24 protein-coding genes and 2 pseudogenes are annotated in these 25,765 nt (G+C 64.8%); 19 read left to right on the plus strand and 7 right to left on the minus strand.

Translation table 11 applies throughout. The features are described from left to right. Positions 1-59: 59 nt before the first annotated feature. Positions 60-2,603 carry an aminopeptidase N gene (gene pepN / locus LXX_RS04325; protein ID WP_011185769.1) on the minus strand — a complete coding sequence of 848 codons (2,544 nt, stop codon included), beginning with the start codon at positions 2,601-2,603 and terminating at the stop codon, positions 60-62. A 106-nt stretch (positions 2,604-2,709) separates the two neighbouring features. Between pepN and LXX_RS04330 the strand changes: the two genes are divergently transcribed. Together LXX_RS04330 and LXX_RS04335 are read left to right on the plus strand one after the other, a co-directional pair. Beyond that, positions 2,710-3,198 (plus strand): ribose-5-phosphate isomerase, encoded by a 489-nt coding sequence (locus tag LXX_RS04330; RefSeq protein WP_011185770.1) that lies wholly within the window; start codon positions 2,710-2,712, stop codon positions 3,196-3,198. Next, positions 3,198-4,190 (plus strand): Fpg/Nei family DNA glycosylase, encoded by a 993-nt coding sequence (locus LXX_RS04335; RefSeq protein WP_011185771.1) that lies wholly within the window; start codon positions 3,198-3,200, stop codon positions 4,188-4,190. Before LXX_RS04330 ends, LXX_RS04335 begins: the two co-directional genes overlap by 1 nt. Before the next feature lie 174 nt (positions 4,191-4,364). Here LXX_RS04335 and LXX_RS04340 read toward each other — a convergent pair whose 3' ends face one another. After that, positions 4,365-4,847, minus strand: coding sequence for a Dps family protein (locus LXX_RS04340; protein WP_011185772.1), 483 nt, complete (start codon positions 4,845-4,847; stop codon positions 4,365-4,367). 359 nt (positions 4,848-5,206) lie between these two features. Here LXX_RS04340 and LXX_RS04345 point away from each other — a divergent pair, with 359 nt between their 5' ends. Both LXX_RS04345 and LXX_RS16605 read left to right on the plus strand, forming a co-directional pair. After that, positions 5,207-6,646, plus strand: a complete 1,440-nt coding sequence (locus LXX_RS04345; protein WP_041767323.1) for an MFS transporter — start codon at positions 5,207-5,209, stop codon at positions 6,644-6,646. A 231-nt stretch (positions 6,647-6,877) separates the two neighbouring features. After that, positions 6,878-7,426: pseudogene (locus tag LXX_RS16605) on the plus strand (transposase). Positions 7,427-7,514: 88 nt separating this feature from the next. Here the strand turns inward: LXX_RS16605 and LXX_RS04360 are convergent. After that, positions 7,515-8,936: a hypothetical protein gene (locus LXX_RS04360; protein WP_041767326.1), complete on the minus strand. Its 1,422-nt coding sequence runs from the start codon at positions 8,934-8,936 to the stop codon at positions 7,515-7,517. A gap of 253 nt (positions 8,937-9,189) precedes the next feature. On the opposite strand from LXX_RS04360, the gene xerC reads away from it, so the two are divergent. The 4 genes from xerC (at position 9,190) to LXX_RS04375 (ending at position 11,044) form a co-directional block, all read left to right on the plus strand. Then, entirely contained in the window at positions 9,190-9,921 is a 732-nt protein-coding gene (xerC, locus tag LXX_RS04365) for a site-specific integrase (RefSeq protein WP_011185774.1), read from the plus strand. 19 nt (positions 9,922-9,940) lie between these two features. Continuing rightward, positions 9,941-10,348 carry a tyrosine-type recombinase/integrase gene (locus tag LXX_RS04370; RefSeq protein WP_176714819.1) on the plus strand — a complete coding sequence of 136 codons (408 nt, stop codon included), beginning with the start codon at positions 9,941-9,943 and terminating at the stop codon, positions 10,346-10,348. Positions 10,349-10,488: 140 nt separating this feature from the next. Then, positions 10,489-10,803 carry a hypothetical protein gene (locus LXX_RS14185; protein WP_141692864.1) on the plus strand — a complete coding sequence of 105 codons (315 nt, stop codon included), beginning with the start codon at positions 10,489-10,491 and terminating at the stop codon, positions 10,801-10,803. Further along, positions 10,781-11,044 carry a hypothetical protein gene (locus tag LXX_RS04375; RefSeq protein WP_041767331.1) on the plus strand — a complete coding sequence of 88 codons (264 nt, stop codon included), beginning with the start codon at positions 10,781-10,783 and terminating at the stop codon, positions 11,042-11,044. Before LXX_RS14185 ends, LXX_RS04375 begins: the two co-directional genes overlap by 23 nt. A gap of 217 nt (positions 11,045-11,261) precedes the next feature. On the opposite strand, the gene LXX_RS16155 is transcribed toward LXX_RS04375, so the two are convergent. Further along, entirely contained in the window at positions 11,262-11,387 is a 126-nt protein-coding gene (locus tag LXX_RS16155) for a hypothetical protein (protein WP_262967460.1), read from the minus strand. Between the two features lie 197 nt (positions 11,388-11,584). Here LXX_RS16155 and LXX_RS04385 point away from each other — a divergent pair, with 197 nt between their 5' ends. Further along, a complete protein-coding gene (locus LXX_RS04385; protein ID WP_068981881.1) occupies positions 11,585-11,905 on the plus strand; it encodes a hypothetical protein in 321 nt (106 codons plus the stop codon). Positions 11,906-12,289: 384 nt separating this feature from the next. Here LXX_RS04385 and LXX_RS04390 read toward each other — a convergent pair whose 3' ends face one another. Together LXX_RS04390 and LXX_RS16610 are read right to left on the minus strand one after the other, a co-directional pair. Then, on the minus strand, positions 12,290-12,475 hold the full coding sequence (locus tag LXX_RS04390; protein ID WP_041767335.1) for a hypothetical protein: 186 nt from the start codon (positions 12,473-12,475) through the stop codon (positions 12,290-12,292). Between the two features lie 37 nt (positions 12,476-12,512). Then, a complete protein-coding gene (locus LXX_RS16610) occupies positions 12,513-12,758 on the minus strand; it encodes a helix-turn-helix domain-containing protein (protein WP_081423088.1) in 246 nt (81 codons plus the stop codon). Here LXX_RS16610 and LXX_RS04400 point away from each other — a divergent pair. The 7 genes and pseudogenes from LXX_RS04400 to LXX_RS04430 all read left to right on the plus strand — a co-directional run bounded on the left by LXX_RS04400 (position 12,667) and on the right by LXX_RS04430 (position 20,298). After that, a complete protein-coding gene (locus tag LXX_RS04400; protein WP_081423195.1) occupies positions 12,667-13,467 on the plus strand; it encodes a helix-turn-helix domain-containing protein in 801 nt (266 codons plus the stop codon). The genes LXX_RS16610 and LXX_RS04400 overlap by 92 nt on opposite strands. Then, positions 13,464-13,889: a hypothetical protein gene (locus tag LXX_RS15420; protein ID WP_218060930.1), complete on the plus strand. Its 426-nt coding sequence runs from the start codon at positions 13,464-13,466 to the stop codon at positions 13,887-13,889. The genes LXX_RS04400 and LXX_RS15420 overlap by 4 nt, the downstream gene beginning before the upstream one ends. Beyond that, complete coding sequence (locus LXX_RS04410; RefSeq protein WP_011185777.1) at positions 13,886-14,851, plus strand: hypothetical protein; 966 nt, start codon at positions 13,886-13,888, stop codon at positions 14,849-14,851. Before LXX_RS15420 ends, LXX_RS04410 begins: the two co-directional genes overlap by 4 nt. A 1-nt stretch (position 14,852) precedes the next feature. After that, positions 14,853-16,001, plus strand: a complete 1,149-nt coding sequence (locus LXX_RS04415) for a site-specific integrase (protein WP_011185778.1) — start codon at positions 14,853-14,855, stop codon at positions 15,999-16,001. A gap of 75 nt (positions 16,002-16,076) precedes the next feature. Beyond that, positions 16,077-18,630, plus strand: a pseudogene (locus LXX_RS04420) (DEAD/DEAH box helicase). A 124-nt stretch (positions 18,631-18,754) separates the two neighbouring features. Then, a complete protein-coding gene (locus tag LXX_RS04425) occupies positions 18,755-19,969 on the plus strand; it encodes an inorganic phosphate transporter (protein ID WP_011185779.1) in 1,215 nt (404 codons plus the stop codon). Then, the gene (locus LXX_RS04430) at positions 19,966-20,298 is read left to right on the plus strand and encodes a hypothetical protein (protein WP_011185780.1); all 333 of its coding nucleotides are present in this window, start codon (positions 19,966-19,968) and stop codon (positions 20,296-20,298) included. Before LXX_RS04425 ends, LXX_RS04430 begins: the two co-directional genes overlap by 4 nt. A 6-nt stretch (positions 20,299-20,304) precedes the next feature. On the opposite strand, the gene LXX_RS04435 is transcribed toward LXX_RS04430, so the two are convergent. After that, positions 20,305-21,582 carry a uracil-xanthine permease family protein gene (locus LXX_RS04435; protein WP_011185781.1) on the minus strand — a complete coding sequence of 426 codons (1,278 nt, stop codon included), beginning with the start codon at positions 21,580-21,582 and terminating at the stop codon, positions 20,305-20,307. A gap of 147 nt (positions 21,583-21,729) precedes the next feature. On the opposite strand from LXX_RS04435, the gene LXX_RS04440 reads away from it, so the two are divergent. The 3 genes from LXX_RS04440 to LXX_RS04450 all read left to right on the plus strand — a co-directional run bounded on the left by LXX_RS04440 (position 21,730) and on the right by LXX_RS04450 (position 25,720). After that, positions 21,730-23,148 (plus strand): NCS2 family permease, encoded by a 1,419-nt coding sequence (locus tag LXX_RS04440; protein WP_011185782.1) that lies wholly within the window; start codon positions 21,730-21,732, stop codon positions 23,146-23,148. 73 nt (positions 23,149-23,221) lie between these two features. Then, positions 23,222-23,905, plus strand: a complete 684-nt coding sequence (gene trmB, locus LXX_RS04445; protein WP_011185783.1) for a tRNA (guanosine(46)-N7)-methyltransferase TrmB — start codon at positions 23,222-23,224, stop codon at positions 23,903-23,905. 300 nt (positions 23,906-24,205) lie between these two features. Further along, the gene (locus tag LXX_RS04450) at positions 24,206-25,720 is read left to right on the plus strand and encodes an aspartate ammonia-lyase (protein WP_050737848.1); all 1,515 of its coding nucleotides are present in this window, start codon (positions 24,206-24,208) and stop codon (positions 25,718-25,720) included. Positions 25,721-25,765 lie beyond the last annotated feature (45 nt).

Genomic DNA, 25,765 nt, shown 5'->3' on the forward strand with positions numbered 1-25,765 from the left:
TCCGCGAGGGCAGAGGGTTCAGGCTGCGGACCAGAATCTCTGCCCTCGCGTGCTGTGCGCTACCGCGCGTCGCGCTCCTGGGCGGCGAGCGCCCGCTCGACCCCGGCGAGGTTCTCGATCACCAGCCGGCGGAGGGCGGCGGGCTCGGGGTTCGCGTCGAGCCACGCGCGCGTCGCATCGCGCAGCTCTGCGTTCGCGAGCGGCGCCGGGTACATGCCCGCGACCAGGTACTCTGCGATCTTGTACGTGCGTGAGGCCCAGATATCCTGCAAGGCCGCGAAGTACGGCTCGACGAACGTCGCGAGCACGCTCTTGTCGTCCGCGCGCTGGAACCCGAGGCCGGTGAACCGGACGATCGTGTTCGGCAGCGCGTCCGAGCCGAACACCGAGTCCCACGCCGCCTGCTTACCGGCGATGGCCGGGACGCTGGCGCGTGCCTGAGCGGCGAACTGCGCTCCGTTCGCGGTGTTGTCCGCGGCGAGCGCGGCGTCCACCTCGGCGTCGCCCGCTTCGCCGCCCGCGACGAGGGCGATGAGCAGCTCCCATGAGAGATCGGCGTCGATCGTGAGGCCGGGCAGGGCGACCGAGCCGTCGCGGAGGGCGCCGATCGTCGCCAGCTGCTCGCCGGTCGCGGCGAGCGCGGCGAAGAACTTGACGAACTGGAACTGCGCGTCGCTGCCGGCGTCGGCCTGCTGAGCGAGCTCCCAGAGCGCCGACGCTGCGGTCTCGGCCGTCTCCTTCTGCCGCTCGGGGGCGACGTAACTGCCTACGGCAAGCGCCAGCTGGCTGAGTGTGGTGCGGATGGTGGTGGATTCGGTCTCCGGGGCGATGTTGCCGAGGACCAGGCGCACATAGTCGCTCGCCGGGGTCTCCGTGTCGCGGGTCGCATCCCAGACAGCGCCCCAGACGATGGAACGGGCGAGCGGGCTCTCGATCTTGGAGAGGTGCTCGATCGCGACCCGGTGCGATTCCCGGTCCAGGCGGATCTTCGCGTAGGCGAGGTCGTCGTCGTTGAGCAGCACGAGATCCGGGCGTTTCTTCCCGATCAGCTCGGCCACTTCGGTGCGGACGCCGTCGACATCCAGTTCGATCCGCTCCTCGCGCACGAGGTGGCCGTCGCGCAGGATGTAGAACCCGATCGCGAGCCGGTGCGGGCGGATGGTCGGATAGTCGGCGGGCGCCGACTGCAGCACCGCGAAGCCGGTGATCGTGCCGTCGGCATCGACCGTGATCTCGGGACGCAGAGTGTTCACCCCGGCGGTCTCCAGCCACTTCTCCGACCAGCCGGTCAGGTCACGGCCGCTCGTGGCCTCCAGCTCGACCAGCAGGTCCTTCAGCTCAGTGTTGCCATGCGCGTGCTTCTTGAAGTACTGCGCGACCCCGGCCAGGAAATCCTCTTGGCCGACCCAGGCCACCAGCTGCTTGAGCACGGAGGCGCCCTTCGCGTAGGTAATGCCGTCGAAGTTGACCTGTACGTCCTCCAGGTCGTTGATCGTCGCCACGATCGGGTGGGTCGAAGGCAGCTGATCCTGCCGGTACGCCCAGCTCTTCTCCAACGCGGCGAAGGTCGTCCACGCCTCCGTCCACTCGGTCGCCTCGGCGGTGGCCAGGGTGGAGGCGTACTCCGCGAACGACTCGTTGAGCCACAGGTCGTTCCACCACTTCATCGTCACCAGATCGCCGAACCACATGTGCGCGAGCTCGTGCAGGATGGTGACGACGCGGCGCTCTTTGATCGCGTCCGTGACCTTTGAGCGGAACACATAGGTCTCCGTGAAGGTGACCGCGCCCGCGTTCTCCATCGCTCCGGCGTTGAACTCCGGGACGAAGAGCTGGTCGTACTTCTCGAACGGGTAGGCGTAGTCGAACTTCTCCTCGTAGAAAGCGAAGCCCTGGCGGGTCTTCTCGAAGATGTAGTCCGCGTCCAGGAACTCGGCGAGGCTCTTGCGCGCGTACACGCCGAGTGGAATCGCGCGGCTGTCGCTGCTGGTCAGCTCACTGTGCTCAGAGACGTACGGGCCTGCGATGAGCGCCGTGATGTAGGAGGAGATGACCAAGGTAGGCGCGAAAGACCAAGTCTTTTTGCCTTCGCCGACGTCGACCGGCTTCGGGGTGGGGGAGTTGCTGACGACGGCCCAGTGGGAGGGGGCGGTCACCGTGAACGTGAACTCCGCCTTCAGATCGGGCTGCTCGAACACGGCGAACATGCGACGTGAGTCCGGGACCTCGAACTGGGAGTACAGGTAGACCTCGCCATCCACCGGGTCCACAAAGCGGTGCAGGCCCTCTCCCGTGTTCGTGTAGATCGCGTCGGCGTCCACCGTCAGCACGTTCTCCGCCTGGAGCCCGTCGAGCTGGATGCGAACGCCGTCGGAGACGATGGCCGGGTCGAGCCGCACACCGTTGAGCGTCACGGAGCGGACCGTGCGGGTGATCGCGTCGATGAACGTGGACGAGCCGTGAGCTGCATCGAAACGGACGGTCGTGGTGCTCCGGAACGTCTCCGATCCGGTCGTCAGGTCGAGGGCGATGTCATAGGCGTGAACGCGGACGATCGCCGCACGCTCCTGTGCTTCAATGCGGGTGAGGTTTTCTCCGGGCAACGCTGACTCCTCTGGAGGTAGGGGCTCTGTTGTGGTTCGTGTCCACCGGGTCCACTTTAGTGAAACGGCGCCCGGGGCCGTTGGCGGCCTTCCCTAGACTGGTCGCATGCGCATCCACATCGCCACCGATCACGCCGGTCTCGATTTCAGCAAGCACCTCCAGGCGCACCTGGCGCAGGCCGGGCACGAGGTCATCGACCACGGTCCGGCCGAGTACGACCCGATCGACGACTACCCGGCGTTCTGCGTCAACGCGGCCAAGGGGGTCGTGCGCGACCAGCAGGCGGGCATCGAGGCCCTCGGCGTCGTGTTCGGCGGCTCCGGCAATGGCGAGCAGATCGCTGCGAACAAGGTCATCGGCGCGCGCGCAGCCCTCGTCTGGAACGAGAGCACTGCCCTGCTCGCTCGCCAGCACAACGACGCCAACGTCATCTCGATCGGCGCTCGCCAGCACACGGTGGCGGAGGCGACGCGCTTCATCGAACTGTTCATCGCCGAGCCGTTCTCGCTCGAAGAACGGCACCTCCGCCGCATCGCGCAGCTGGCCGAGTTCGAGGCGACCGGCGACATCGCCGGCAAGAACGTGGATCGCTGATGCCCGAGGGCCACTCCGTCCATCGGATCGCGCGGCAGTTCGCGGCCACCTTCGTCGGGCATCCAGCGGCAGTGTCGTCGCCGCAGGGCCGCTTCGCCGAGGACGCCAAACGCATCGACGGCCGCACGATGATCGCCGCGAAAGCGGTGGGCAAGCAGATGTTCCTGGAGTTCGACAACGGGCTGTGGCTGCGCGTCCATTTGGGCATCTACGGAGCGTGGGACTTCGCGGGCGACATCGGTGTCGACCCGACGATCGCGAGCGCCAACGGCCGGATGGGCCAAACCCAGCAGAAAGGCACGGCCGCTCAGAGGGGAACCATCTTCGACGGGGACGGTGAGAACTCTCTCCACTCCATCGGGGCGCCGCGGCGGACACGGGTCCGGATGTCTGAGACCGAGAAAGCGCAGCCGGAGATCGAGTCGTTTCCGCCGGAGCCCGTGGGCCAGGTGCGCGTGCGTCTGCTGACCGCCAGCGCCGTGGCCGACCTCCGCGGCCCGACCGTCTGTGCGGTGCTCGACCCTCAGGAGGTGGCTGCTGTGATCGCCCGGCTCGGACCGGACCCGATGCTCGACAGCGGCCCTGTCGCCGAGGAGACCTTCGTCGCTGCGGTGAGGAAGAAGCCCACCGCAATCGCCCTGCTTCTCATGGATCAGAGCGTGGTCAGCGGGATCGGCAATGTCTATCGGGCCGAACTCCTCTTCCGGGCCCGCCAGAATCCGCACACGCCCGGTAAACTCGTCGCGGAGGACATCGTCCGGGCACTCTGGCGCGACTGGGTGCAGCTGCACCGCATCGGTGTCGAGACCGGTCAGATGATGACGATGGACGACCTCGACGAGGAGGCGTACCGCCGGGCGATGGCGAAACGGGAAGACCGGCACTGGGTCTACAAACGCGAGGGCTTGCCCTGTCGTGTGTGTGGAACCCATATCGTGATGGAGGTCTTCGGGGGGCGCAAGCTGTACTGGTGCCCGAGGGACCAGGCGTGAGGAACCGGCCGTGCGGCATAGCCCCGTTTCGCGCTGACCGGCACAGATGAGGCCCAACGACTCTTCCGCGAGAATCCGTGGGCGACATTCGTGAGCAGCACCGGCTCGGCTGCGATTGCTGGAGCCGGTGCGGGACGTGTTTGAAGCCGAGCCGGCGGAGGGCCGCGGGCCGGTCTACTCGCTGATGTGCGCGAACAGGAACCAGCGGTCCTTGTCGAGGCCGCGTGCGATCTCGATCGCGACATCCTGGCTGGTCTGGTCGAGCTGGTCGAGCTCCTTCACCGCGGCGTTGACGCTCGCGAGCGCCGCGTCGATCTGCGCGATGACCTCGGCGATCGCGTCGTTCGAGGGCCGGAACCCCGCGGTCAGCTCACCGGTCGATGTCTTGGCCGCGACCGTCGCGAGCCGCGCATCGACCGGAAGACCGAGGGCGACGATCCGCTCGGCGGCGAGATCGGCCCACTCCTGAGCGTGGGCGACGATCACGTCGAGGAGCTCGTGTACGCCGATGAAGTTCGCGCCACGCACATGCCAGTGCGCTTGTTTGCCGTTGACGACGAGGGCCGTGAGGTCGATCACGACCGGGGCGAAGAACTGCGCGACCCCGGCGGCGACGTCCGGGTTGGAGACACTCTGGGTTGCAGCGATGTCTGTCATGGATGGGCGTCCTTTCTTGATGTCTGCCTCAACGCTACTCGGGCCGTGGGATTGCGCAACGAAGCTGAGCCTGCGCTAAGTCAGCGTCGGCATGACAGGCCTTCCGCCGGCGATCCGCTGAGCGTGGCGCATCCCGCATCGGGACTCGTTCTGGACGGTTCCGGCGTCGATCATGGTGAGGGGCGGGCCACCGACCTGGACTTTCCCCGATTTCGGTCTACCGTGGCGGGCCGACTCGAAAGGAGCCCGCCCCCGTGAGCTCGAATCCTGAAACATCCCAGAGCCGCCCCGCTTCCGGCCAACCGGCTCGCTCGTACGCCTCGAGGCGTCCGGAACAGCCCCTGCGCCGTCGGCTGCGCGTGGACGACGTGCTCGTCGTCGAGCGGAGCGCCGTCAAACGCGCCATCGGGGGAACCGTCGTCGGCAACTTCATGGAGTGGTTCGACTTCGGGATCTACGGCTACCTCGCCGTGACCCTCGCGTCGGTCTTCACGGCGGGCCTTCCCTCCGGCGCCGGGTTGCTCGTGACCCTGTTCGGGTTCTCCGTGAGCTTTCTTGTGCGACCGCTGGGCGGTTTCGTCCTCGGTCCGCTCGGCGATCGCATCGGGCGGCAGCGCGTCCTGTTCCTGACCATGTCGATGATGGCGACCGCCACGGCGCTGATCGGCCTGCTGCCTGGCTCTGCGGCGATTGGGCTGTGGGCGGTCGTCCCGCTCTACCTTCTCAAGATGATCCAGGGCTTCTCCACCGGCGGCGAATACGCCGGGGCGACAACCTACGTCTCCGAGTTCTCTCCGGACAGCCGGCGCGGATTCTTCTCCTCCTGGCTGGATGTCGGCTCGTATGTCGGTTTCGCGGCCGGGGCTTCCGCCGTCGCGGTGACCACTGTCGTCGCCGAGTCGGTGTGGGGTCCCCACGCGATGGTCGACGGCGGCTGGCGCATACCCTTCCTCCTCGCCATCCCGCTCGGCGCCGTCGCGATCTTCTTCCGGTTGCGCATCCCCGAGACACCGGCTTTCGAGGAGGCGGCCGGCGCGGTCCAGTACCATGACGACGCACGCTTCGAGCGTCACGGCATCCTCGGCATTCTCCGCTACAACGGGAAGGAGATCTTCATCGCGATCGCCCTGGTCGCGGCGACCAACACGGCCGGGTACGCCTTGACCAGCTACATGCCGACCTATCTGCAGACCGAGGTCGGTGTGGGGAACCTCCTCTCCGCCGTGGCGACCGTCCCTGTTCTGCTCGTCATGTCCGCCTGTCTCCCGCTCGTTGGCGCTCTGAGCGACCGCATCGGCCGCCGTCCGGTCTACGCCATCGCCGTCGTCTCCACTCTTGCGCTCATGCTGCCGGCCTTCGCCATCATGCGGATCGGCCAGGTCTGGGCCGTCATGATCGCCCTCACACTCGTCGCCGTCCCCGTCGGCTTCTATGTCGCCATCGCCGCCTCCGCGCTCCCCGCTCTCTTCCCGACGGCCTCCCGTTTCGGGGCGATGGCGATCGCCTACAACGTCGCTGTCTCCCTCTTCGGCGGGACCACCCCCTTTTTCTCTCAGTCCCTCATCGAACTCACGGGCAATACCGACATGCCCGCGTTCTACATCATGTTCTTCTCCGCCCTCGGTGGCCTTGCCCTGCTCACCATGCCCGAATCCGCCAAGCGCCCCCTCCTGGGCTCGGTCCCCGCGGTCGAGACTCCGCAGGAGGCGGAAGCGCTCGTGGAACGCCAAAAGCACGACCCGCTCATCGACACACGGACGATGCCGCTGCCGACGGTCAGGGAGGGGCCGCGGGCGTAGCATCGTGGCTCTCACCACGATGTGAAAGGGGCGTCGGAGCAGCTTGCGGACTTCGTGAAATCCTGATTCCGGAGCTGACCGATGGCGAGACTTCTCCTTGTCGGGGAATGACAGCACCTGGAGTTTAGCGTTGAGTCAGCGCATGGGTTTGCCCTGGGTTTGGTTGATATCTGGACTGTGGGGATTCGTCTTGGTTGGAGGGATGTTGTTGTCCTGAAGCCGTATCCCTGAGTGTTCCGCGATGATGTCGTGGTCGTGGTCGTGGCTCGGAAGGGTCAGGTGCTGTTGGCGCAGATCGCGAAGGGGCTTCGGTGTCTCGGAAGGTTCGTTGAGTAACTGGTTGAAGCAGGTCGACATTGAGGACGGCAAGCGTTCCGGGCTGGCCGGGGACGAGCGCAAGCAACTGCGTGAGGCGAACAAGTGGATCCGGTTGCTGGAGCAAGGGAACGAGGTGCTACGGCGGGCGGCGGCGTATCTGTTGCAGGTGAACCTGCCGGGAAAAGAGTGTTCCCGCTCGTCCGCGAGAGGGCTGTGGGCGGCGCTCCCGTGAGGGTGCCGGTCGCGGTGGTGTTGCGGGTTCTCGGCCTGTGCAGGCAGGGGCGCTACCAGTGGCTCGAAGACCCCGTCTCCCCGCGGGACGGGGACTGCCGCACCGATCTCCGCCTCACGATCGTCCCCTGGACCGAAACGAAGTACAACCGCCGACGCCAACAACGCGACCTCGGCAAACTCTCCCCTGTCGAGTTTGAGATGATCTACAAGGACCCAGAAGCGATCTGACCACACCATACCCCGACTGTCAATAAGACCCGAGGCAGACCCGCCCACACCATTCGGAGGACCAATGCGGCGTGTCGGACGAGTCCCCTTACGGAGTGACAATCCAAGTGCCACCGTCGTCTGCAATGCGGCGGTTGTACCCTTCGAATCGTTGCTTTACTCGCCACAGCTCCCTTTGATCGTCACGATACGGCTTCAGCAACTCGTCGCCTTTGCCGGTCAGGTGGAGGGCGAGAAGCCTCACAACAAGTCGGTTCACCGTGGCGACGAGGTCGGCCTCCTCAAGACTTGGAAACTCTCCACGATCAAAGTGCTTCACGTCGTTGTAAGTACTCGCGATCGCTCGTGCGAGACCGATCGTGCTGGCCACATAGTCGCCCCAGGAGACCGCTAGCAGGTGGAGGCACCGATAGATCCACGTTGCTGTCGTGGGCCGCCCTCGGTAGTAGGTTCCGCCCTCGCCGTCGCGGTTGCCGATGAGCTGGCCCGCAGCCTCAAGAGCTAGCGATGTCGAGACGACGTTGTCCTCCAGATATGCACCCCTCCGCACCAAAGCGGCCTCGGCCGCGGCCGGAAGGATGAAACGCTGCCATTTGTCATAGTTCGCCGACCAGGATTCCAGCCCCGGCGTACCGATCTGGCTGAAGTAGGCGAGCGGCCTACCTAACTCACCCGTGGTCGGCAGGGGTTGCTCACGCTCTCGCACAGACCGATGGCTGATCAGCTCAACGTACGGAGCGTTGTAGATACGCCCTCCGTTCAGTCGGGCGACAAACCTCTGGTCGCGAACCTTGTGCTCGCGGAAGGGGATTGTTCGGGAATAGAGAAACACCAACGGGTTGGCGACTTTCTTATGTTCCACAAAGTGGTCGAAGAACGGGTGTGGACCGTCGCGGAACTTGCTGTCGATGACAAAGTCGTCGTAGACCTCGCGAAGTCTTGAGTAACCGTCGTCATGGTGTCGGATGCGCCAGTCGGATCGCAGCCACATTCTGGCGTCGCCTTGGGTCCACGAGGCAACGTCGTTACCTTCAACATCAATTCGGTATTTCTTGAGCCGACCAGCCTTGTCGGTCTCCCTCTCCGTCGTGATCGCTGTTGCGCCGAGCCCGGTGTTCAGACCGTCAAGCTTGCTTTGGACCTTTGACACGCACAGCGGGTCACCCAGCGACCCGTCACGCGCAGCCAATACGGTTTCCTCTGGGGCTAACGTGCCCAGCGATGTGTTGCGACCTAGACGTTCTGAATGACCCTGCCACCTGGTATTGAAAAGGGAGATTGCGCCATCTTCAGTGAAAAGGAGCATGTTTGGCGGCGGTGTCTGGGAGTCGAACCACTCCTGAACGTGTCGAAATTGCTCGGTATCGTCGTGGCTCATGTAGGGAACCTCGACATGCACCCCTCCGGGCGAGACGATCTCCAGTGTCGCTCCCGTGTATGGATTTTCGTGTACGCCGTCGATTAGCAGGCCCGCGACGCTGTCGCCGAAGTTGATGGATTCAATCGCCATGGCCAGATCCTAGAGACAGACGGGGTTTTGACGGGGATCGCGTTCCGGAGCGTTTCGCTCGACGGGCCGCTCGCCCAGTGTTTCCAACGGAGGGGATGACGGGAATCGAACCCGCGTAATCAGTTTGGAAGAATAAGTTTTTGGTAGAATGTACGTGGTATATCGCTGTAGTCATAAGGATTGTCGGTCACGGTCGGCACATGTGACACCATGTAATGGCTACACCTACCTAAAAAACTGATCGGGGCACACTATGCGTGGGAAAGGCGAAGGCGCGATCTACAAAGACGGTCGTGGACTCTGGACGGCCACGGTCGAATTGCCGCTTCGTGACGGTCGGCGCCGACGAAAAGTGATCCGATCCAAAGACAAGGCTGTCGTCGTCCGCAAGCTCAGCGAACTGCGGGCAGACCTCGAACGAGTGGGCGACCTCCCCACCTCATCTCAGACGCTCGACCAGTGGATGCGCTACTGGATCGAAAACGTCGCATCCAAGCGTGTCCGGCCCAACACACTCGCCGGCTACCGGTCCATCGTGGACCGCCACATCATTCCAAACATCGGCAGGGTTAAGCTGGACAAGCTGTCCGCCGAGCATGTCCGCCGAATGCAGGCGTCAGTGATTGAGGCGGCGTCATCAAGCTATGCCCTGAATGCGCACCGAGTGCTAGCGAAGGCACTCACTGATGCGGAGCGTGAAGGCCGGGTGACACGGAACGTCGCCAAGCTCCTGGACGCGCCACGACGAGGCCGAACCGAACTGAACGCACTCACCGTCCAAGAGGCTATCCAGGTGATCGCGTTGTGCGTCGATGCCTTCGCCGCTGATGTATACGATCCCGAACCTGCACGGTGGGCGACCTACCTGCTCACTGGTGCCCGACGCGGCGAGATCCTCGGCCTAGAACGTGATCGGGTCGGCGAGTACCTGGACCTGTCGTGGCAGCTACAGCGAATCGGGGACGTATTCCACTGCGCCGGCTGACTACGAATACAGGTGGCTGGTGTCATCTCTGTATCTGACCCGACCGAAATCGAAGGCGGGGTGGCGTGTGATTCCCCTAGTGGAGCCTCTGAAGACCATCCTGGCCACGCACATGGCGAGGATGGGTGGCGGAGTCCACGATCTTATCTTCGCGCGCGAAGATGGCAGACCGATCGATCCACACCAGGAATCACAGAGGTGGCCGAAAGCGCTCACTGAGACAGGCATCTCGGACCTGAAGGTTCGACTCCATGACCTACGGCATACCACCGTCGATCTGCTCTACGAAGCAGAAATCCCGGAAGATGTCATCATGGAAATTGTCGGTCACTCCACCCGCTCCACCACCAGAGGATACAAGGCTCGCGGGAATCAGAAACGCCTCACGGACGCGATGATGCAACTGTCGGCGCTGCTCGGCGGTTGACAGGCTGGTGCTTGGATGCGGCCATAGCCTGCACGAGCGCGTTGCCCTCGGGTACGGTGTCTGTGGAATTCATTGCGATTCCTTCCTGAACCGCCCCGGTGCCACCGGGGGGTGTTTCTTCTTTTTGGTAGGGGGTGTAGGTGGCTGACACGGCCCAGTGGGTCACTAACGTTGTCGCCGTGCTAACCGGTGTCAGCGGGGTCGTGATCGGCTCGATGGGCAATGTCAGCGCGAAGAATGCCCGCCACCTGGCCGAGAGAGCGAACAAGATTGCCGAGCACGCGAACAAACTCAGTGAGAATGCGCACACGCTCCACCAGCGGGAGCGTGCGCAGAAGAGCGAACAGGTTTCCATCAAGTGGGCCGTCGAGTGGGATTGCGAGTCGGCCCCTGCTTATCATCACCAATCACGGCGCAGACGCGCCGAACAATGTGACCGTCGTTGTCACGGGTGAGCACATCAGCAAGCGTGAATGGTGGGATGACGGACCCGTTGGCGGACAGCACCGGTCTGTCGCGCTCGATCAGGTGATCGAGAACCGCGCTAACGAGAGCCTTCAACCCATCCTCGTTTTCGGTATGGGCGGAGGTGATGCTGTTCGGGGTGACTATCACGCCAGCATTGACGTGTTCCTGCAGTGGCTCACCCCGCTCGGAAACCCAGGAGCCAAAACCTTCCAGCTCGAAGTCCGCTAAAGCGAACACGAAGGAGTCCCACCCGGGAGAAGCCGGGCCGTAGCTCGATACAGAGACCTGGGATGCCCGAGGGGTTCGGTTGACCATCACTTGGTCCCCCCCGAACGGTGACCAGACAGCAAAGACCGCCATTCCGCCCAAGACGGCATAAAACGACCAACCACAAACGAAAACACAAAAGACACCACACCTAGACAAACAGCACCCACCAACACACTCACGCGGCCCCCCTCTTCTCATTGCGGCATTCAATGCGGTGGAACAGATCGGCGAGCTCATTCAGGTCGTCAACGGTGATTCCGAGAAAACGCGCCGTCATCTCCAGTTCGTTGACGTTGAACACTGACGACCCGTTTACGCGAGACGATGCTGTCTCTCGGCTCAAGTCGAGGAACATCGCCAGCCCAGAGATGCTCTTCTTAGAGTGACCAAGCACGGCCCGAACCGCTCCGGCAATAGTGGAGCTATATGTGTCCATAACTGCGGTCATACCCCCATGGTGTCCATAGTTGAGGTCAGTGTCAAGTCGGTTCTTGCAACATGACCACACTTGTGTACTCTGATGTTGTGTCCGCAAGTGTGAACCGACCCGCTGGTGCCTTCGCGCGTGAACTCAGTGAACACCTCGAGCTCCTGGTGCTGCGCGCCGGAGGTGATTCGTCCGGACGGTGGCTCGCCGCACGCACAGACCGCGGTAAGGGTTACTGGGCATCGATCATCGCCGGCGAGGTAGCGATGAACACCAATGACATAGCGATCGCTGCGGAAGTCTTCAACGTGAGTCCCTATCAGTTCGTTCGAGACGCGCGAGCCGACCACGCTCTTACCGCTTCCGATGAATGGAACACCGCCGCTCGCTGAGAAACCAAATGGGATGTGATTCATAACGCGCTCCTTCCTGAGCCGGCCCAACAGGCCGGGGCGACTGATGTGACAGGGTGAGACAGAACGGGTGAGGGTCAGGCCAATGTGCTGGGACGAACATCGGTCGGTTGCCTCAGTCATCGTGACTCCCTCGTCTCGTTCTTGGTGGAGTTGACCCAGGTGTTGATGTCGGCCTCGGCGTAGACCACAACCTTCGGTGTTGGTTTATAAAAAGCAGGCCCCTTTCCCTCGCCACGAAGCGTTTCGAGTAGGCGAACGGTCACGCCGGGGACCATCTCGGCGACCTGATCAGGTGACAGCCACGTCTGCGGGTGCGCATGAAGAGCGCGAACTGTGGCAGTCATGTCGCTGTTACCGCCATCACGCCGCACGCTCCGCATTAGAGTAGGCGTGCGCGTCGTAGAAGTCGTCGATGATCCGAGCGTCCTGCATTCCGGTTTGCCCCGTGTTAGTCACATCTGCGGCCACGAACCATGGCTCACTGTCGATGGTGACCGTGCGCATCTCGCGGTCGCTGTACGTGGGCCGCATGATCGTCTTATACATGCAGTATCCGTTCGTGTTCCTCAAAGCCCGCGGTCTGCTAGGCAGCGGGCTTCTTCTCGTTATTTGCCTTGAGAGGTGCCGAGTTGGCAATGTGAGCGCTGAGCGCACCGATCGTGTTCGCGACGTACTTTTCCGAGACATTCAGGGCCTTGCCCGTCTCCACTTGGGAGAGGTAGCTGACGGACCGGCCTATGATCGATGCCGCCTCCGTGAGAGTGAGCCCGGCTAGCTCTCGCACAGCGCGGATACTCTGTCCCGCTGCTCTTGCCACCTCGTTCCTCATGGGTAATAAGTTATCTGTTTTACCCAAAAAGTCAAGAAGTTTTCTTGAAAGTTACCCATTAAAACTTGCAGACTGGGGAACATCTAGTAATATAGGTCTTATGGAGGCAGGGATGCGTGGGGAAGAAACCAGCTCGACACCCGTCGATGTTGATTCGATGACAGCGGAAGAGCGCACCCGCATAGGCGTCCGAGTCGCAGCGTGGCGGGCTGCGCAGAACATGACAGCCCTGGAGCTTTCAGAAGCATCAGGAGTTGACCGTAAGACGATCCGTACGATCGAGAGAGGCTCCAGGGCAGGTCAGCCGGCGAAGCTGCGCGCCATCCTGGAGGCCCTCAACGTCCCTCAAGTAGGAGACTTCGACTCCTTTGGAGAACGCACGCGGGCGTTCATTTTCAGTACTGCACCAATATTTGAGGAGCTACCCAATGCCGTGAAGGACGAAGCGCAGGCAGACGTGGTCTCACTCCTTGCAGGCAAGGTGAGGCGCGCCGCCAACCTCTCGCCGTTTGAGAAGCGGCGAGATCAAGAAGAAACGCAGGCTCGGTCCCTGGATGCCCGTGAGCGGTTCAATAGGACGTTGGAGAAGTACGGTTTCGAGGGGCAGATTGCTGCGCGCGGCGGAGAGGTCGATTCTCTGACCGACGACGCGCTGCTTGAGATCGCCGCAGCCATTGAGGAGATCCACTCAGAAGATCATCATCAATGACCCATCCTCTTGGGGGCTACGATCTCGTCCTCCCTGATCGCCCATCTCTTGATGATCTCGTGGCCGCTGTGTCTGACAAGACAGGTACGGCAATACACGTACGACGGTTTCCCTCGCTCAAAGGGAGCAAACCCAATGGGATCGTGATTCCCATGTCGAAGATGTTCCTCGTCGGACACGGCCCTACCGGAAGCGAACTCACCCAGACTGTCATCGTCGGACACGAGCTCGGCCACGTTCTCCTTGGACATGTCTCACCGCCTACCATCGGCGTCATAGGGCACGCGCTCAGGTGCCGTCCTTTGGCCCAAGAGGTCCTCGACTCGCCTGACGAGCTGGACGCTGAGCGTTTCTCCTTCTGCGCGCTCCGCGTCCTGATGCCGACCCGCAACTTCACCGGCCTGGAAAGGTTCCTCGTATGATCAACGCACTCGCCGCAGTCGGTCTCTGGGCCGCAGTCCTCATCAACGCCATCCTTTGGCGTAACACCGCCAACCATGCCATGTTCTGGGCGCTTCTACTCATCGCCATCTGCTTCACAATGAAGCTCGACCCCGTCTACCTGCGCCTGGACCCCTTGATCGGCGGACACAACTACCTCACGCTGGTCTCCAACCTTGTGCTCCTGGCAGGGATCTTCGTCCTCACGAGCGGGATCGCCCGTGCCGTCGCAGAAGAGACCACAACCCCAACGTGGATCGTCATCTGCATGGTCCTCTCGGGCGTCATCCTTACCGTTCTATTCCTCCTGCTCACTCCGCAATCAACAACGACAACGTTCAACATCAGTTACCGAGATCAGCCGCTCACGCTCGTCCATACCTCGTTTCTGGCCCTGGTCATGGTACTCGCGTTCTCAGGAACCGCTATCGTCTGTCTCCGCGAGTTCTCCTCGCTCACCGCCCTCACGTCCCGCATCGGTGTCGCGTTCATTGTTGCCGGATGTGTCTCGGTCGTCGTCTTGACCGTATCGACCTTCTTCCTCAACTTCGGGATGTTCTTCAACGCATCCAGTGCCGTGAAATTTGGAAACATCGTGTATAACTTCACGCGCCCGCTGTCCATCGTCTTACTCGCCATCGGTATGGCGCTCCCGCCTGCTGCCGCCTGGCTCTCTAACCAAAATGCTGACCGTGTGATCCACCGCAACATCGAATCACTCAAGCCCATCCATCAACGGCTCGAAACACCCCCTATCCCCGACGACGCAACCTTGCATCAAAGACTCACTCGCATGATCGTGGACATCAACGACAAAATCCTTCGCCACGGGCAAGAAGCAGTCCTACAAAACGAATCCCCCAGAGTCCTCGAACAGGCCGAAACCGCCCTCCTCACCCAAACCCGTCACACCGCCTACCCCCACAACACCAAGGACTCTTGACGTGGCGGGCACCATCACTCCCTATGACACGGTGGCGGGCAAGCGTTACCGTGTGCGGTATCGGAAGCCCGACAAGTCGCAGACCGACAAACGCGGCTTCCACACGAAAAAGGAAGCCGAGCTGTTCCTCGCCTCCGTCACCGTCTCCAAAGCCACAGGCGACTACATTGACCCGGCGCTGGCTCGAGTCACGGTCGCGGATCTCGCTGAGACATGGCTGGCCGGGAAGCGACCGCCGACACTGAAGCCGTCATCCTTCAAGCCTCTCCTCACGTCGTGGAACGTCCATGTAGAGCCGACGTGGGGACACCGCGAGATCCGCTCGATTCTCCCTTCGGAGGTTCAGGGATGGGTCACACGGCTCGGTCAGCCCGTCATCTCCGGCGGTGGAGATAAGTCCGCCACGGTCGTGCTGCGCGCACTCGGAGTGCTGGCCGGCATTCTCGATATGGCCATCGCCGACCGCCGCATCTCTCGGAACCCGGCCAGATCCCTCACGAACCTCCCACGGAAGTCCCGGAAGGTCGGCCGCGCCTACCTCACCCACGACCAGTTGCAGACCCTTGCCGAGAAGTCCGCCCATCCAGCGCTCGTGCTCACGCTCGGCTATTGTGGCCTCCGCTGGGGCGAAGCGACCGCTCTTCGGGTCCGTAACGTCAACCAGCTACGTCGCCGCCTACACATCGAGGAGAATGCTGTGCTCGTCGGCTCGGATATCCACGTAGGCACCCCAAAAACGTGGGAGCAGCGCTCCGTCCCGTTTCCGGCCTTCCTCTCGCCCATGCTCGCCGAACTCTGCGAAGGCAAAGGGCCAAATGATCTCGTCTTCGGAAAGGGGCGCACCCACATGAAGCGCGGGGACTATATTACTGGCTGGTTCGCGACGGCCGTGAGACGTGTTCAAAGCCTCGATGAGACGATGCCGCGGGTCACCCCTCACGATCTGCGGCACACAGCCGCATCCCTCGCCGTCAGCGCCGGAGCGAACGTGAAAGCGGTCCAAAAGATGCTTGGCCACGCATCCGCGTCGATGACACTGGACACCTACACGGACCTCTTCGACGACGACCTCGACTCAGTATCGAACCGGATGGAGGAAGCAGTGCGTCTAGCGAGTGTGGGCAAAACGTGGGCAAAGCGCCTTGCTTAGACATTCACGAATGCCTATTTTTCCCGTTGAATCAATGTTCAAGGAGGCCTCCTTGGATGTTGTCCTTGGGGGACCATGACCCTCCACCCCAGCGCCCTCCCCGGTTGGAGCGGTCCCGGCAGCGTCGGCGAGGATGCGGTCTATGAGGCGTTCGTCGCGTGGGCGGAGGCGGGTGGGTTCGCGCTGTATCCCGCGCAGGACGAGTCGGCGATTGAGGTCGTCGGCGGAGCGAACCTGATCCTCTCGACCCCCACCGGCACCGGGAAGTCGCTTGTCGCCGTCGCTGCGCACTTCGCCGCCCTCGCCCGCGGCGAACGCAGCTTCTACACCGCTCCGATTCAAGGCGCTGGTCTCGGAGAAGTTCTTCGCGCTCGTCGACATCTTCGGCGCTGAGAACGTCGGTATGATGACGGGCGACTCCGCGGTCAACCCGGACGCGCCGATCATCTGCTGCACCGCCGAGATCCTCGCGAACCTCGCCCTCCGCCACGGCGCGGAGACGCCGGTCGGCCAGGTCGTCATGGACGAGTTCCACTTCTACGCCGATCCCGGGCGCGGCTGGGCGTGGCAGGTTCCGCTGCTCATCCTGAGCCGTGCCCAGTTCGTGCTCATGTCCGCCACCCTCGGCGATGTGACCGCGCTCGCCGAGGATCTCAGCCGCCGCACCGGGCGCGAGACCGCCACGGTGACCGGCGTCGAGCGGCCGGTCCCGCTGCACTACTTCTACGAGACGGCCCCTCTCCACGAGACCATCGACGACCTGCTGCACACCGGGCAGGCGCCGGTCTACGTCGTCCACTTCTCGCAGCTCGCCGCGCTGGAGCGTGCGCAGTCGCTCTCCAGCGCCACGATCGCCAGCCGCGAGCACCGGGCTGCGATCGCCGAGGCGATCGGCGGCTTCCGTTTCACGACGGCGTTCGGCCGCACCCTCTCGCGGCTGCTGCGTCAGGGCGTCGGTGTGCATCATGCGGGGATGCTGCCGAAGTACCGCCGCCTGGTCGAGCAGCTCGCCCAGCGCGGGATGCTGCACGTCATCTGCGGCACCGACACGCTGGGCGTCGGCATCAACGTCCCGATCCGCACGGTGCTCCTCACCGCGCTCACCAAGTTCGACGGCGCCCGGACGCGGCAGCTCAACGCCCGCGAGTTCCACCAGATCGCTGGCCGGGCGGGCCGGGCCGGCTATGACACGGCCGGAACTGTCGTCGCCCAGGCTCCCGAGCACGAGAGCGAGAACCTCAAAGCGCTGGAGAAGGCCGGCGACGACCCGAAGAAGCGGCGCAAGATCGTCCGCAAGAAAGCGCCGGAGGGTTTCGTCTCCTGGGGCGAGCCGTCGTTCCGGAAGCTGATCGAGGCGGAGCCGGAGACGCTCACCTCCTCGATGCAGATCACCAGTGCGATGCTGATCAATGTGATCGCGCGCGGTGGCGACGTCTTCGAGCACGTCCGTGCGCTGGTGTTCGACAACCACGAGCCGCGGAAGCGGCAGCTCGCCCTCGCCCGGCGCGCGCTCGGCCTGTACCGCTCGCTCGTGACCGCGGGCGTTGTGGAGGTCGTGGCCGGGCGCATTCGGCTGACCGTCGATCTGCAACCCAATTTCGCGCTCAACCAGCCGCTCTCGCCGTTCGCTCTCGCCGCGTTCGAGCTGTTCGATTCGGAGAGCCCGACGTTCGCGCTGGACCTGGTCTCGGTGGTCGAGGCGACGCTGGACGATCCCCGGCCGGTGCTCTCCGCCCAGCAGTTCCAGGCGCGCGGCGAGGCGGTTGCGGAGATGAAGGCAGACGGGGTGGACTACCAGGAGCGGATGGAGGCGCTGGAAGAGGTCACCCATCCCCGGCCGCTCGCTGGGCTCCTGGACGAAGCCTTCCTCACCTACGCTTCCAGCCAGCCCTGGGTCGCCGACTTCGAGCTGCGCCCCAAATCGGTCGTCCGCGACCTTTACGAGCGCGCGATGACTTTCGGCGAGTTCGTCTCGTTCTACAAGCTCGCCCGCTCGGAGGGCGTCGTGCTGCGTTACCTCTCCGACGCCTACCGCGCGCTCGGGCAGACCGTCCCGCTCGACCTCCGCACGGAGGAGCTTCGTGACATCATCGAGTGGCTCGGCGAGCTGGTGCGCCAGGTCGACTCGAGCCTGCTCGACGAATGGGAGGAGCTCGTCCATCCCGATGCCGTCCGTCACAGCGCCGAGGCCGGCGAGCTCGTCCCGCCCGCGCCGCGCACTGTCACCGCGAACCGGCGCGCTTTCTTCGTCCTGGCCCGCAACGAACTGTTCCGCCGCGTCCAGCTCGCCGCCCTCGACCGCGTCAGCGAGCTCGCCGCGCTCGAGGCCGAGGCGGCAGCCCTCGCCGGGGCATCCGCGCCGTCCTTCACCGAACAGGACTGGGACGCTGCCCTCGGGGACTACTACGCCGACCACGACGACATCGGCACCGACGCCGCCGCGCGCTCGGCCGCGATGCTCGTCGTGGATGAGACGGCCGCTTCCGCCGAGGGTGTCTGGCGGGTCCGGCAGATTCTCGCGGACCCGGCCGGCGACCACGATTGGGGCATCTCCGCCGAGGTGCTCCTTCCGGCCTCGGCGGCCGCCGGGAGCGCGGTGCTCCGGGTCACCGGTGTGAACCGGCTGTGACGGTTTGACGCACGCCCATCGCCGTGTGAGTATCGAAACGGTTGCTTCACCAAGCCAGCCTCCCTGCATGAAACCCCGGTGAACTCCCGCCGGGGCGTCCGTCCTCCACGCGAGAAAGAAAACGGTGGATCTCACCCTCATCGTCGTGCTGGTCATTGCGCTGGCTCTCTTCTTCGACTTCACCAACGGTTTCCACGACACGGCCAATGCGATGGCCACGCCGATCGCCACCGGCGCGATGCGGCCGAAAGTCGCAGTCGCGCTCGCCGCGGTGCTCAACCTGATCGGCGCCTTCCTCTCCACGGAGGTCGCGAAGACGATCTCCGCCGGCATGATCAACGAGGGCCCGGTCGGTGTCCTGATCACACCGGAGCTGATCTTCGCCGGTTTGGTCGGCGCCATCGTCTGGAACATGGTGACCTGGCTCTTCGGCCTGCCGTCCTCGTCCAGCCATGCGCTGTTCGGCGGCCTGATCGGAGCTGCGATCGTCGGCGCCGGTCTCGCCTCCATCAACGTCCTGGTCGTGGTCGAGAAGGTCATCCTGCCCGCTCTGATCGCCCCGCTCACGGCGGGCGTCGTCGCCTACGCGGCCACCAGGCTCGCCTACGCGGTCACTCGCCGCTACGACGGCCGCCCGGACGGCCGCGGCGGCTTCCGCTACGGTCAGATCTTCTCCTCCTCCCTGGTCGCTCTCTCACACGGCACGAACGACGCCCAGAAGACGATGGGTGTCATCACCCTGACGCTCATCGCGGCCGGTCTCCAGCCCACCGACAGCGGGCCAGAGCTGTGGGTCGTCGTCGCCTGCGCCCTCGCCATCGCCATCGGAACGTACTCCGGCGGCTGGCGCATCATCCGCACCCTCGGCCGGGGCCTCACCGAGGTCAAACCGGCGCAGGGCTTCGCCGCCGAGACGAGCACGGCGGCTACGATCCTCGCGTCCAGCCATCTCGGCTTCGCCCTCTCGACCACGCAGGTCGCCTCCGGCTCGGTCATCGGGTCCGGCCTCGGCCGCCGCGGCGCCTCGGTGGGCTGGGGTACCGCCGGGCGGATCGCCATCGGCTGGGTCATGACGCTTCCCACCGCCGGAATCGTCGGTGCCGTCGCTGCGCTGATCGGTTCGGCCGGCCCGGCCGGTGTCCTGATCGACGCCGTCGCCGGCACCGCCGTGGTGGTCTTCATCTTCTGGCGTTCGCGCCGCAGCAGGGTCTCCAGCGAGACCGCTGTCGAGCTTGCGCCCGTGCAGGGGCAGAGCGAGGTCGCCGCCTCCGGCCGGATCGTCAAGATCAAGAAGGTCAAACCGCTCAAGAAGGACACCAGCGGGAGGAAGAGCGCATGAGCGCCGCCATCCAGTTCCTCGCTGTCTTCGCTGCCTCCCTCCTCGGATCGTGCGTCGTCGTCGGCTTCTACTCACTCGGGACCCGGCTGCTCGCCGTCGCTGGCCGCGGGCTCTTCGTGGAGCCTGCCGAGTTCACCGACGCGATCACCGTGATCACCCCGGAGGAGGCCGCTAAGGCCCAGAAGAAGGCGGACAAGGCCCGGCGCAAGAATCCGCTCAGCGACGGTCAGAAACGCGCCGCCCTGAGCGGGGCTTACGCCTGCTTCCCGGTCTGTGGCCTCGCGGTGCTGTATGGGCTGTATCTGATCATCCCGTACTTCCAGGGCTGACCGCGCTCACGCCGTCTCGCGCACACGCGCGATCGCGTTCATGACGTGGTAGACGACGATCGCCGCGAGAGCGCCGAGTGCGATGCCGTTGAAGGTCAGCTGGCCGAGGTTCAGAGTGAAGTCGCCGATGCCGATGATGAGTGCGGTCGCGGCGGTGAACTGGTTGACCGGGCGGGAGAAGTCCACTTTGTTGTCCAGACAGATCTTCACGCCGATGATGCCGATCAGGCCGTAGAGCGCTGTGGTCACGCCGCCGAGCACGCCTGCCGGGATGGTGTTGATCACCGCACCGACCTTGGGGGAGAGGCCCAGCAGCACCGCCACGATGCCCGCCACCCAGTACGCCGCGGTGGAGTAGACGCGGGTGGCCGCCATGACGCCGATGTTCTCGCCGTAGGTGGTCGTCCCCGAGCCGCCGAAGAGTCCCGCGACCGTGGTGGCGATGCCGTCGGCCATCAGCGCGCGGCCGGTGAGCCGGTTGACCGACGGATCCGTCAGCTGCGCCACTCCGCGGATGTGGCCGACGTTCTCGGCGATCAGCACGAGTACGACGGGGAGGAAGGCCGGCAGGACGCCCCAGGTCGCAGCCGTTTCCGCGAACGGGTTCGCCGGGAGCGCGAACTGCGGCAGTCCGATCCACTGCGCTGAGGCGACCTTGCCGAAGTTCACCTCGCCGACGATGATCGCGAAGACGTATCCGACCGCGACGCCGAGGAAGATCGACAGGCGCCCCAGCATCCCGCGGAACAGCACCGTACACAGGATGACGGCGGTCAGCGTGACGAGCGCGGTCACCGGCGCCTGCACGAAGTTGTTCTTCGCGGCTGGCGCGAGGTTGAACCCGATCAGCGCGACGATCGCACCCGCGACCACCGGCGGCATGAGCGCGTCGATCCACTTCGTGCCGGTCGCGACGACGATGAGGCCGACGAGCGCGAGCAGCACACCGGTAGCGACGATCCCGAACAGGGCGGACGGCATCCCGTGGCCCTTGGTCGCGGCGACGATCGGAACGATGAACGCGAACGAGGAGCCCAGGTAGCTGGGGAGCTTGTTGCGCGTGATCAGGAGGAACAGGATGGTGCCCACCCCTGAGAACAGCAGTGTCGTGCTCGGCGGGAAGCCCGTCAGCAGCGGCACCAGGAACGTCGCGCCGAACATCGCGACGACGTGTTGCGCGCCCAGGCCGATCGTGCGCGGCCACGTCAGACGCTCGCCCGGCAAGACGATCTCGTGGGCGTCGACGGCGCGGCCGTCTCCGTGCAGCTTCCAGGGCAGGGCCATACTCGTCCTTCGTCGTCTGGGAATGGGCTTGAGGCATTTAAGCTTGTCGCGAGCGCATCGCGCTGCGGCTGTCCTGCGTTCAGCCACCAGCCCTACGAGATACTACGGGAGACGACCATTTCCGCACCGACCTCCGCGCCCGAGCCGATGACTCGCGGCCGCTTCGACCGGTTCTTCGAGATCAGTGCGCGCGGCACCACCTGGGCGACTGAGGTGAGCGGCGGTGTGCTGACGTTTGTGACGATGGCGTACATCGTCATTCTGAACCCCCTCATCCTGAGCGGTAACCCCGATGTCACCGGCCACTCGCTGCAGAGCCAGCAGGTCGCCGCCGTCACCGCACTGAGCGCCGGCGCGATGACCGTGCTGTTTGGCCTCGTTGCCCGGCTGCCCTTCGCCTTCGCGGCCGGACTCGGCATCAACTCGTTCCTCGCGGTCAACGTGGTCGAGGTGCTCACCTGGCAGGAGGCGATGGGCCTCGTCGTCATCAACGGGCTTCTCATCGTGCTGCTCGCCGCCACGGGTCTGCGCCGCCTCATCTTCAACGCGGTCCCGCCGCAGCTGAAGACCGCCATCACCGTCGGCATCGGCCTCTTCATCGCCTTCATCGGCTTCGTGGACAGCGCCTTCGTGCGCAGCACCGATAGCGCCTCCCCGCCCGTTCAGCTGGGCGAGTCCGGCTCCATCGCCACGCTGCCGACCGTCGTCTTCCTGATCGCGCTCATCGTCATGGGCGTGCTGATGGCCCGGAAGGTCAAGGGTGTGCTCCTCATCGGCATCGTGGCGGCCACCGCGATCGCCATCGTGGTCGAGGCCGTCTGGCAACTCGGCCCGTCCCTCGGCGGCAAGAACCCGGGTGGGTGGAATCTCACCGTCCCGCAGCCGCCGACCTCGCTCGTCAGCCTTCCCGACCTCAGCCTCGTCGGCCAGTTCGACCTCTTCGGTTCCCTCGGCCGCATCGGTGCGCTCTCGGTGACCATGCTCGTCTTCACGCTCGTCTTCACCAATTTCTTCGACGCGATGGGCTCCATGACCGGCCTCGCCCGCAGCGCCGGCCTGGCCGGCGAGGACGGCGCCTTCCCCCGGCTTCAGTCTGCCCTCATCGTGGAAGGTGTCGGAGCCGTGGTCGGCGGCGGCACCTCCTCGTCTTCCAACACGGTCTTCGTGGAGTCCGCCTCCGGCATCGGCGAGGGCGCCCGTACCGGGTTCGCCAGCGTCGTCACCGGTGTGTTGTTCCTCCTCGCGATGTTCTTCACGCCCCTCACGAACGTTGTCCCCTCCGAGGTCGCCGCCGCGGCGCTCGTCATCGTCGGCGCCCTGATGGTTGTGCAGATCCGCCACATCGACTTCGGCGAATTCTCGAGCACGCTCCCGGTGTTCCTGACCATCATTGTGATGCCGCTGACCTACTCCATCGCCAATGGCATCGGCGTCGGTTTTCTCAGCTGGGTCCTTGTCCGCTCGCTCTCGGGCAAAGCACGGGAGATCAGCCCGCTGCTGTGGATCGTCGCGGCCGGGTTCCTCGTGTACTTCGCGCGCGGGCCGATCGAGGCGCTGCTCGGGTAGCCCGCCCCATCCCCGGCGACCCCGCCGGTCGTTCGCGTTCCACCGACATTTCCGCGCCTGCGACAATGGAGGGATGGAACCCGCCCCTCTCGTCCGTCCGCGCAGCTACGTTGTGCGTGGGCGGAAGACCGACGCGCAGCAGCGGGCCATCGCGGAGTTCTGGCCGGCGTTCGGCGTGGACTTCGCCGGCGGCTTGCTCGACCTCGACGCGCTCTTCGGCCGCACCGCGCCCCGCACGGTCGAGATCGGCTTCGGGAACGGCGAGAACCTGCTCGCCCTCGCCGAACGGCACCCCGAGCGGGACTTCCTCGGGGTCGAGGTTCACGGCGCGGGCGTCGGGCGTGTGTTCGCGGCGATGCGCGAGCGCGGGCTGTCCAACATCCGGGTGATCAGGCACGATGCGGTCGAGGTCTTCGAGACCGGGCTCTCGGCTGGAAGCGTGGCCGAGGCGCTTCTCTTCTTCCCAGACCCGTGGCCGAAGGCCAGGCACCATCGGCGCCGGCTCGTTCAGCCGGATGTCGTCCGGCTGCTCGCCCGCGCGCTCGCCGCCGATGGCGTGCTCCGCCTCGCGACCGATTGGGAGCCGTACGCCGATCACATGCTCGCGGTCCTGGACGCCGAGCCTGTCCTCGTGAACGTCGCCGGGCCGGGCGCCTTCATCCCACGCCCCGAGGCGCGCCCGGTCACCAAGTTCGAGCGCCGCGGCGAAAAGCTCGGCCACTCCATCTTCGACCTCGAATACCGCCCCCTTCCCTAACCCACAGCCTCCCGCTCCCCACCGCAGGAAAGAGAGGAGCCGCTGTCCTGACCCGCCATGAATGCCAGGGAACGGAGGTGCGTGCCGCTGTCGAAGCCGGGGACGTGCTGCGTTCGCACTGGAGGGTGGGATTCTGTACAGCATGTCGAACATTGTCTGGAATACCATACGCGGTGTCGAAGCCACCGCCGTGATCGAGCGGTAGAGTAGCAGTGCAGGCGGGCACGAAACCGCTGGCACAGACAGCATGCCACCGCACAACGAGAGGCAACGGAGCCAAGCGTGGACCCCGCAACGACGATGGATGAACACCACACCCAGCACCCGCCCGCGATCGACGCATCGGAGAACGTCCCCGATGTCCCAGCCCCGGTCGTCGAGGGCCGTGACGTGCGGGTCGAGACCGATTCGCTGGGCGCCCGCGACATCCCCGCCGACGCCTATTGGGGTGTTCACACCTCCCGGGCGCTCGAGAATTTCCCGATCGCCAAGCGCCCGATCTCCGTGTACCCCGACCTCATCGTGGCCCTCGCGAGCGTCAAGCAGGCCGCCGCGCGCGCCAACCTCGAGATCGGTGTGCTGGACGCGCACAAGGCCGGCCTCATCGACCGCGCCTGCCAGCTGATCATCGACGGCCGGTTCCACGATCAGTTCGTGGTGGGCGTCATGCAAGGCGGGGCGGGCACCTCGACGAACATGAACGCCAATGAGGTCATCGCCAACATCGCCCTGGAACTCGACGGCCACGCCAAGGCCGAGTACCAGCGTCTCAGCCCGATCGACGATGTCAACCGCAGCCAGAGCACCAATGACACCTACCCGACGGCGATCAAGATCGGACTGACCTTCGCGCTCGGCCATCTCCTGGACGAGCTGGCGCTGCTCCGCGACTCATTCGCGAGCAAAGGTGCGGAGTTCCGGCACATTCTCAAGGTCGGCCGGACGCAGCTCCAGGATGCCGTGCCGATGGCGCTCGGCCAGGAGTTCAGCGGTTTCGCCACCACGCTCACCGAGGACCACGCCCGCCTCACAGAGACGAAGTCCCTCCTCGCCGAGATCAACCTTGGCGCCACAGCGATCGGCACCGGGATCACCGCGGACGCCGGCTATGCCGCTGCGGCGGTCAAACACCTCAACCTCATCACCGGCCTCAGCCTCGAGACCGCCCCCGACCTCATCGAATCGACCAGCGACGCGGGCGCTTTCATGTCGTTCTCCGGATCGCTGAAGCGCAGCGCGATCAAACTCTCGAAGATCTGCAACGACCTGCGCCTGCTCTCCTCCGGACCGCAGGCCGGACTCGGCGAGATCAACCTCCCGCCGCGTCAGGCCGGTTCGAGCATCATGCCGGGCAAAGTCAACCCCGTCATCCCCGAGGTCGTCAACCAGGTCGCCTTCTCGGTGGCCGGGGCTGACGTCACCGTCACGATGGCGGCGGAGGGCGGCCAGCTCCAGCTGAACGCCTTCGAGCCGGTGATCGCCCATTCGCTGCTCCAGAGCATCACCTGGATGGCTCAGGCGTTCCACACTCTCCGCGTCAACTGCGTGGACGGCATCACTGCCAATGAGGAGCGACTCGGCGGGATGGTCGGTTCCTCGGTCGGCGTCATCACCGCGCTCACTCCGCACATCGGCTACGCGGCCGCGGCCGCGCTCGCGAAATCGGCGCTGCTGACCGGCCGGAACGTGGCCGACCTCGTGGTCGAGGCGAACCTCATGAGCCGTGTGGAGGTCATGCGCCTGCTGTCCCCGGCGCGCCTGTCGGGGCTGGAAGCGATCACGACAGCCATCCCGGTGATCGACCAGCAGGCGTGAGGCGTCTTGGCGGGGACGGGCTCAGCTCGGTCCCCGCCATTGCGC

It is taken from the genome of Leifsonia xyli subsp. xyli str. CTCB07 (assembly GCF_000007665.1).
Lineage (GTDB): Bacteria > Actinomycetota > Actinomycetes > Actinomycetales > Microbacteriaceae > Leifsonia > Leifsonia xyli_C.

Excerpts from the sequence above, each read along its gene's own strand:
- LXX_RS04435 (WP_011185781.1), bottom strand. The coding sequence starts at position 21,582 with ATGGCCCTGCCCTGGAAGCTGCACGGAGACGGCCGCGCCGTCGACGCC.
- LXX_RS04410 (WP_011185777.1), top strand. The coding sequence starts at position 13,886 with ATGATCAACGCACTCGCCGCAGTCGGTCTCTGGGCCGCAGTCCTCATC.
- LXX_RS16610 (WP_081423088.1), bottom strand. The coding sequence starts at position 12,758 with ATGAGGAACGAGGTGGCAAGAGCAGCGGGACAGAGTATCCGCGCTGTG.
- LXX_RS15420 (WP_218060930.1), top strand. The coding sequence starts at position 13,464 with ATGACCCATCCTCTTGGGGGCTACGATCTCGTCCTCCCTGATCGCCCA.
- trmB (WP_011185783.1), top strand. The coding sequence starts at position 23,222 with ATGGAACCCGCCCCTCTCGTCCGTCCGCGCAGCTACGTTGTGCGTGGG.
- LXX_RS04360 (WP_041767326.1), bottom strand. The coding sequence starts at position 8,936 with ATGGCGATTGAATCCATCAACTTCGGCGACAGCGTCGCGGGCCTGCTA.
- LXX_RS04340 (WP_011185772.1), bottom strand. The coding sequence starts at position 4,847 with ATGACAGACATCGCTGCAACCCAGAGTGTCTCCAACCCGGACGTCGCC.
- LXX_RS04330 (WP_011185770.1), top strand. The coding sequence starts at position 2,710 with ATGCGCATCCACATCGCCACCGATCACGCCGGTCTCGATTTCAGCAAG.
- LXX_RS04440 (WP_011185782.1), top strand. The coding sequence starts at position 21,730 with ATGACTCGCGGCCGCTTCGACCGGTTCTTCGAGATCAGTGCGCGCGGC.
- LXX_RS04450 (WP_050737848.1), top strand. The coding sequence starts at position 24,206 with ATGGATGAACACCACACCCAGCACCCGCCCGCGATCGACGCATCGGAG.
- LXX_RS04385 (WP_068981881.1), top strand. The coding sequence starts at position 11,585 with ATGACCACACTTGTGTACTCTGATGTTGTGTCCGCAAGTGTGAACCGA.
- LXX_RS04430 (WP_011185780.1), top strand. The coding sequence starts at position 19,966 with ATGAGCGCCGCCATCCAGTTCCTCGCTGTCTTCGCTGCCTCCCTCCTC.
- LXX_RS04390 (WP_041767335.1), bottom strand. The coding sequence starts at position 12,475 with ATGTATAAGACGATCATGCGGCCCACGTACAGCGACCGCGAGATGCGC.
- xerC (WP_011185774.1), top strand. The coding sequence starts at position 9,190 with ATGCGTGGGAAAGGCGAAGGCGCGATCTACAAAGACGGTCGTGGACTC.
- LXX_RS04335 (WP_011185771.1), top strand. The coding sequence starts at position 3,198 with ATGCCCGAGGGCCACTCCGTCCATCGGATCGCGCGGCAGTTCGCGGCC.
- LXX_RS04400 (WP_081423195.1), top strand. The coding sequence starts at position 12,667 with ATGATCGATGCCGCCTCCGTGAGAGTGAGCCCGGCTAGCTCTCGCACA.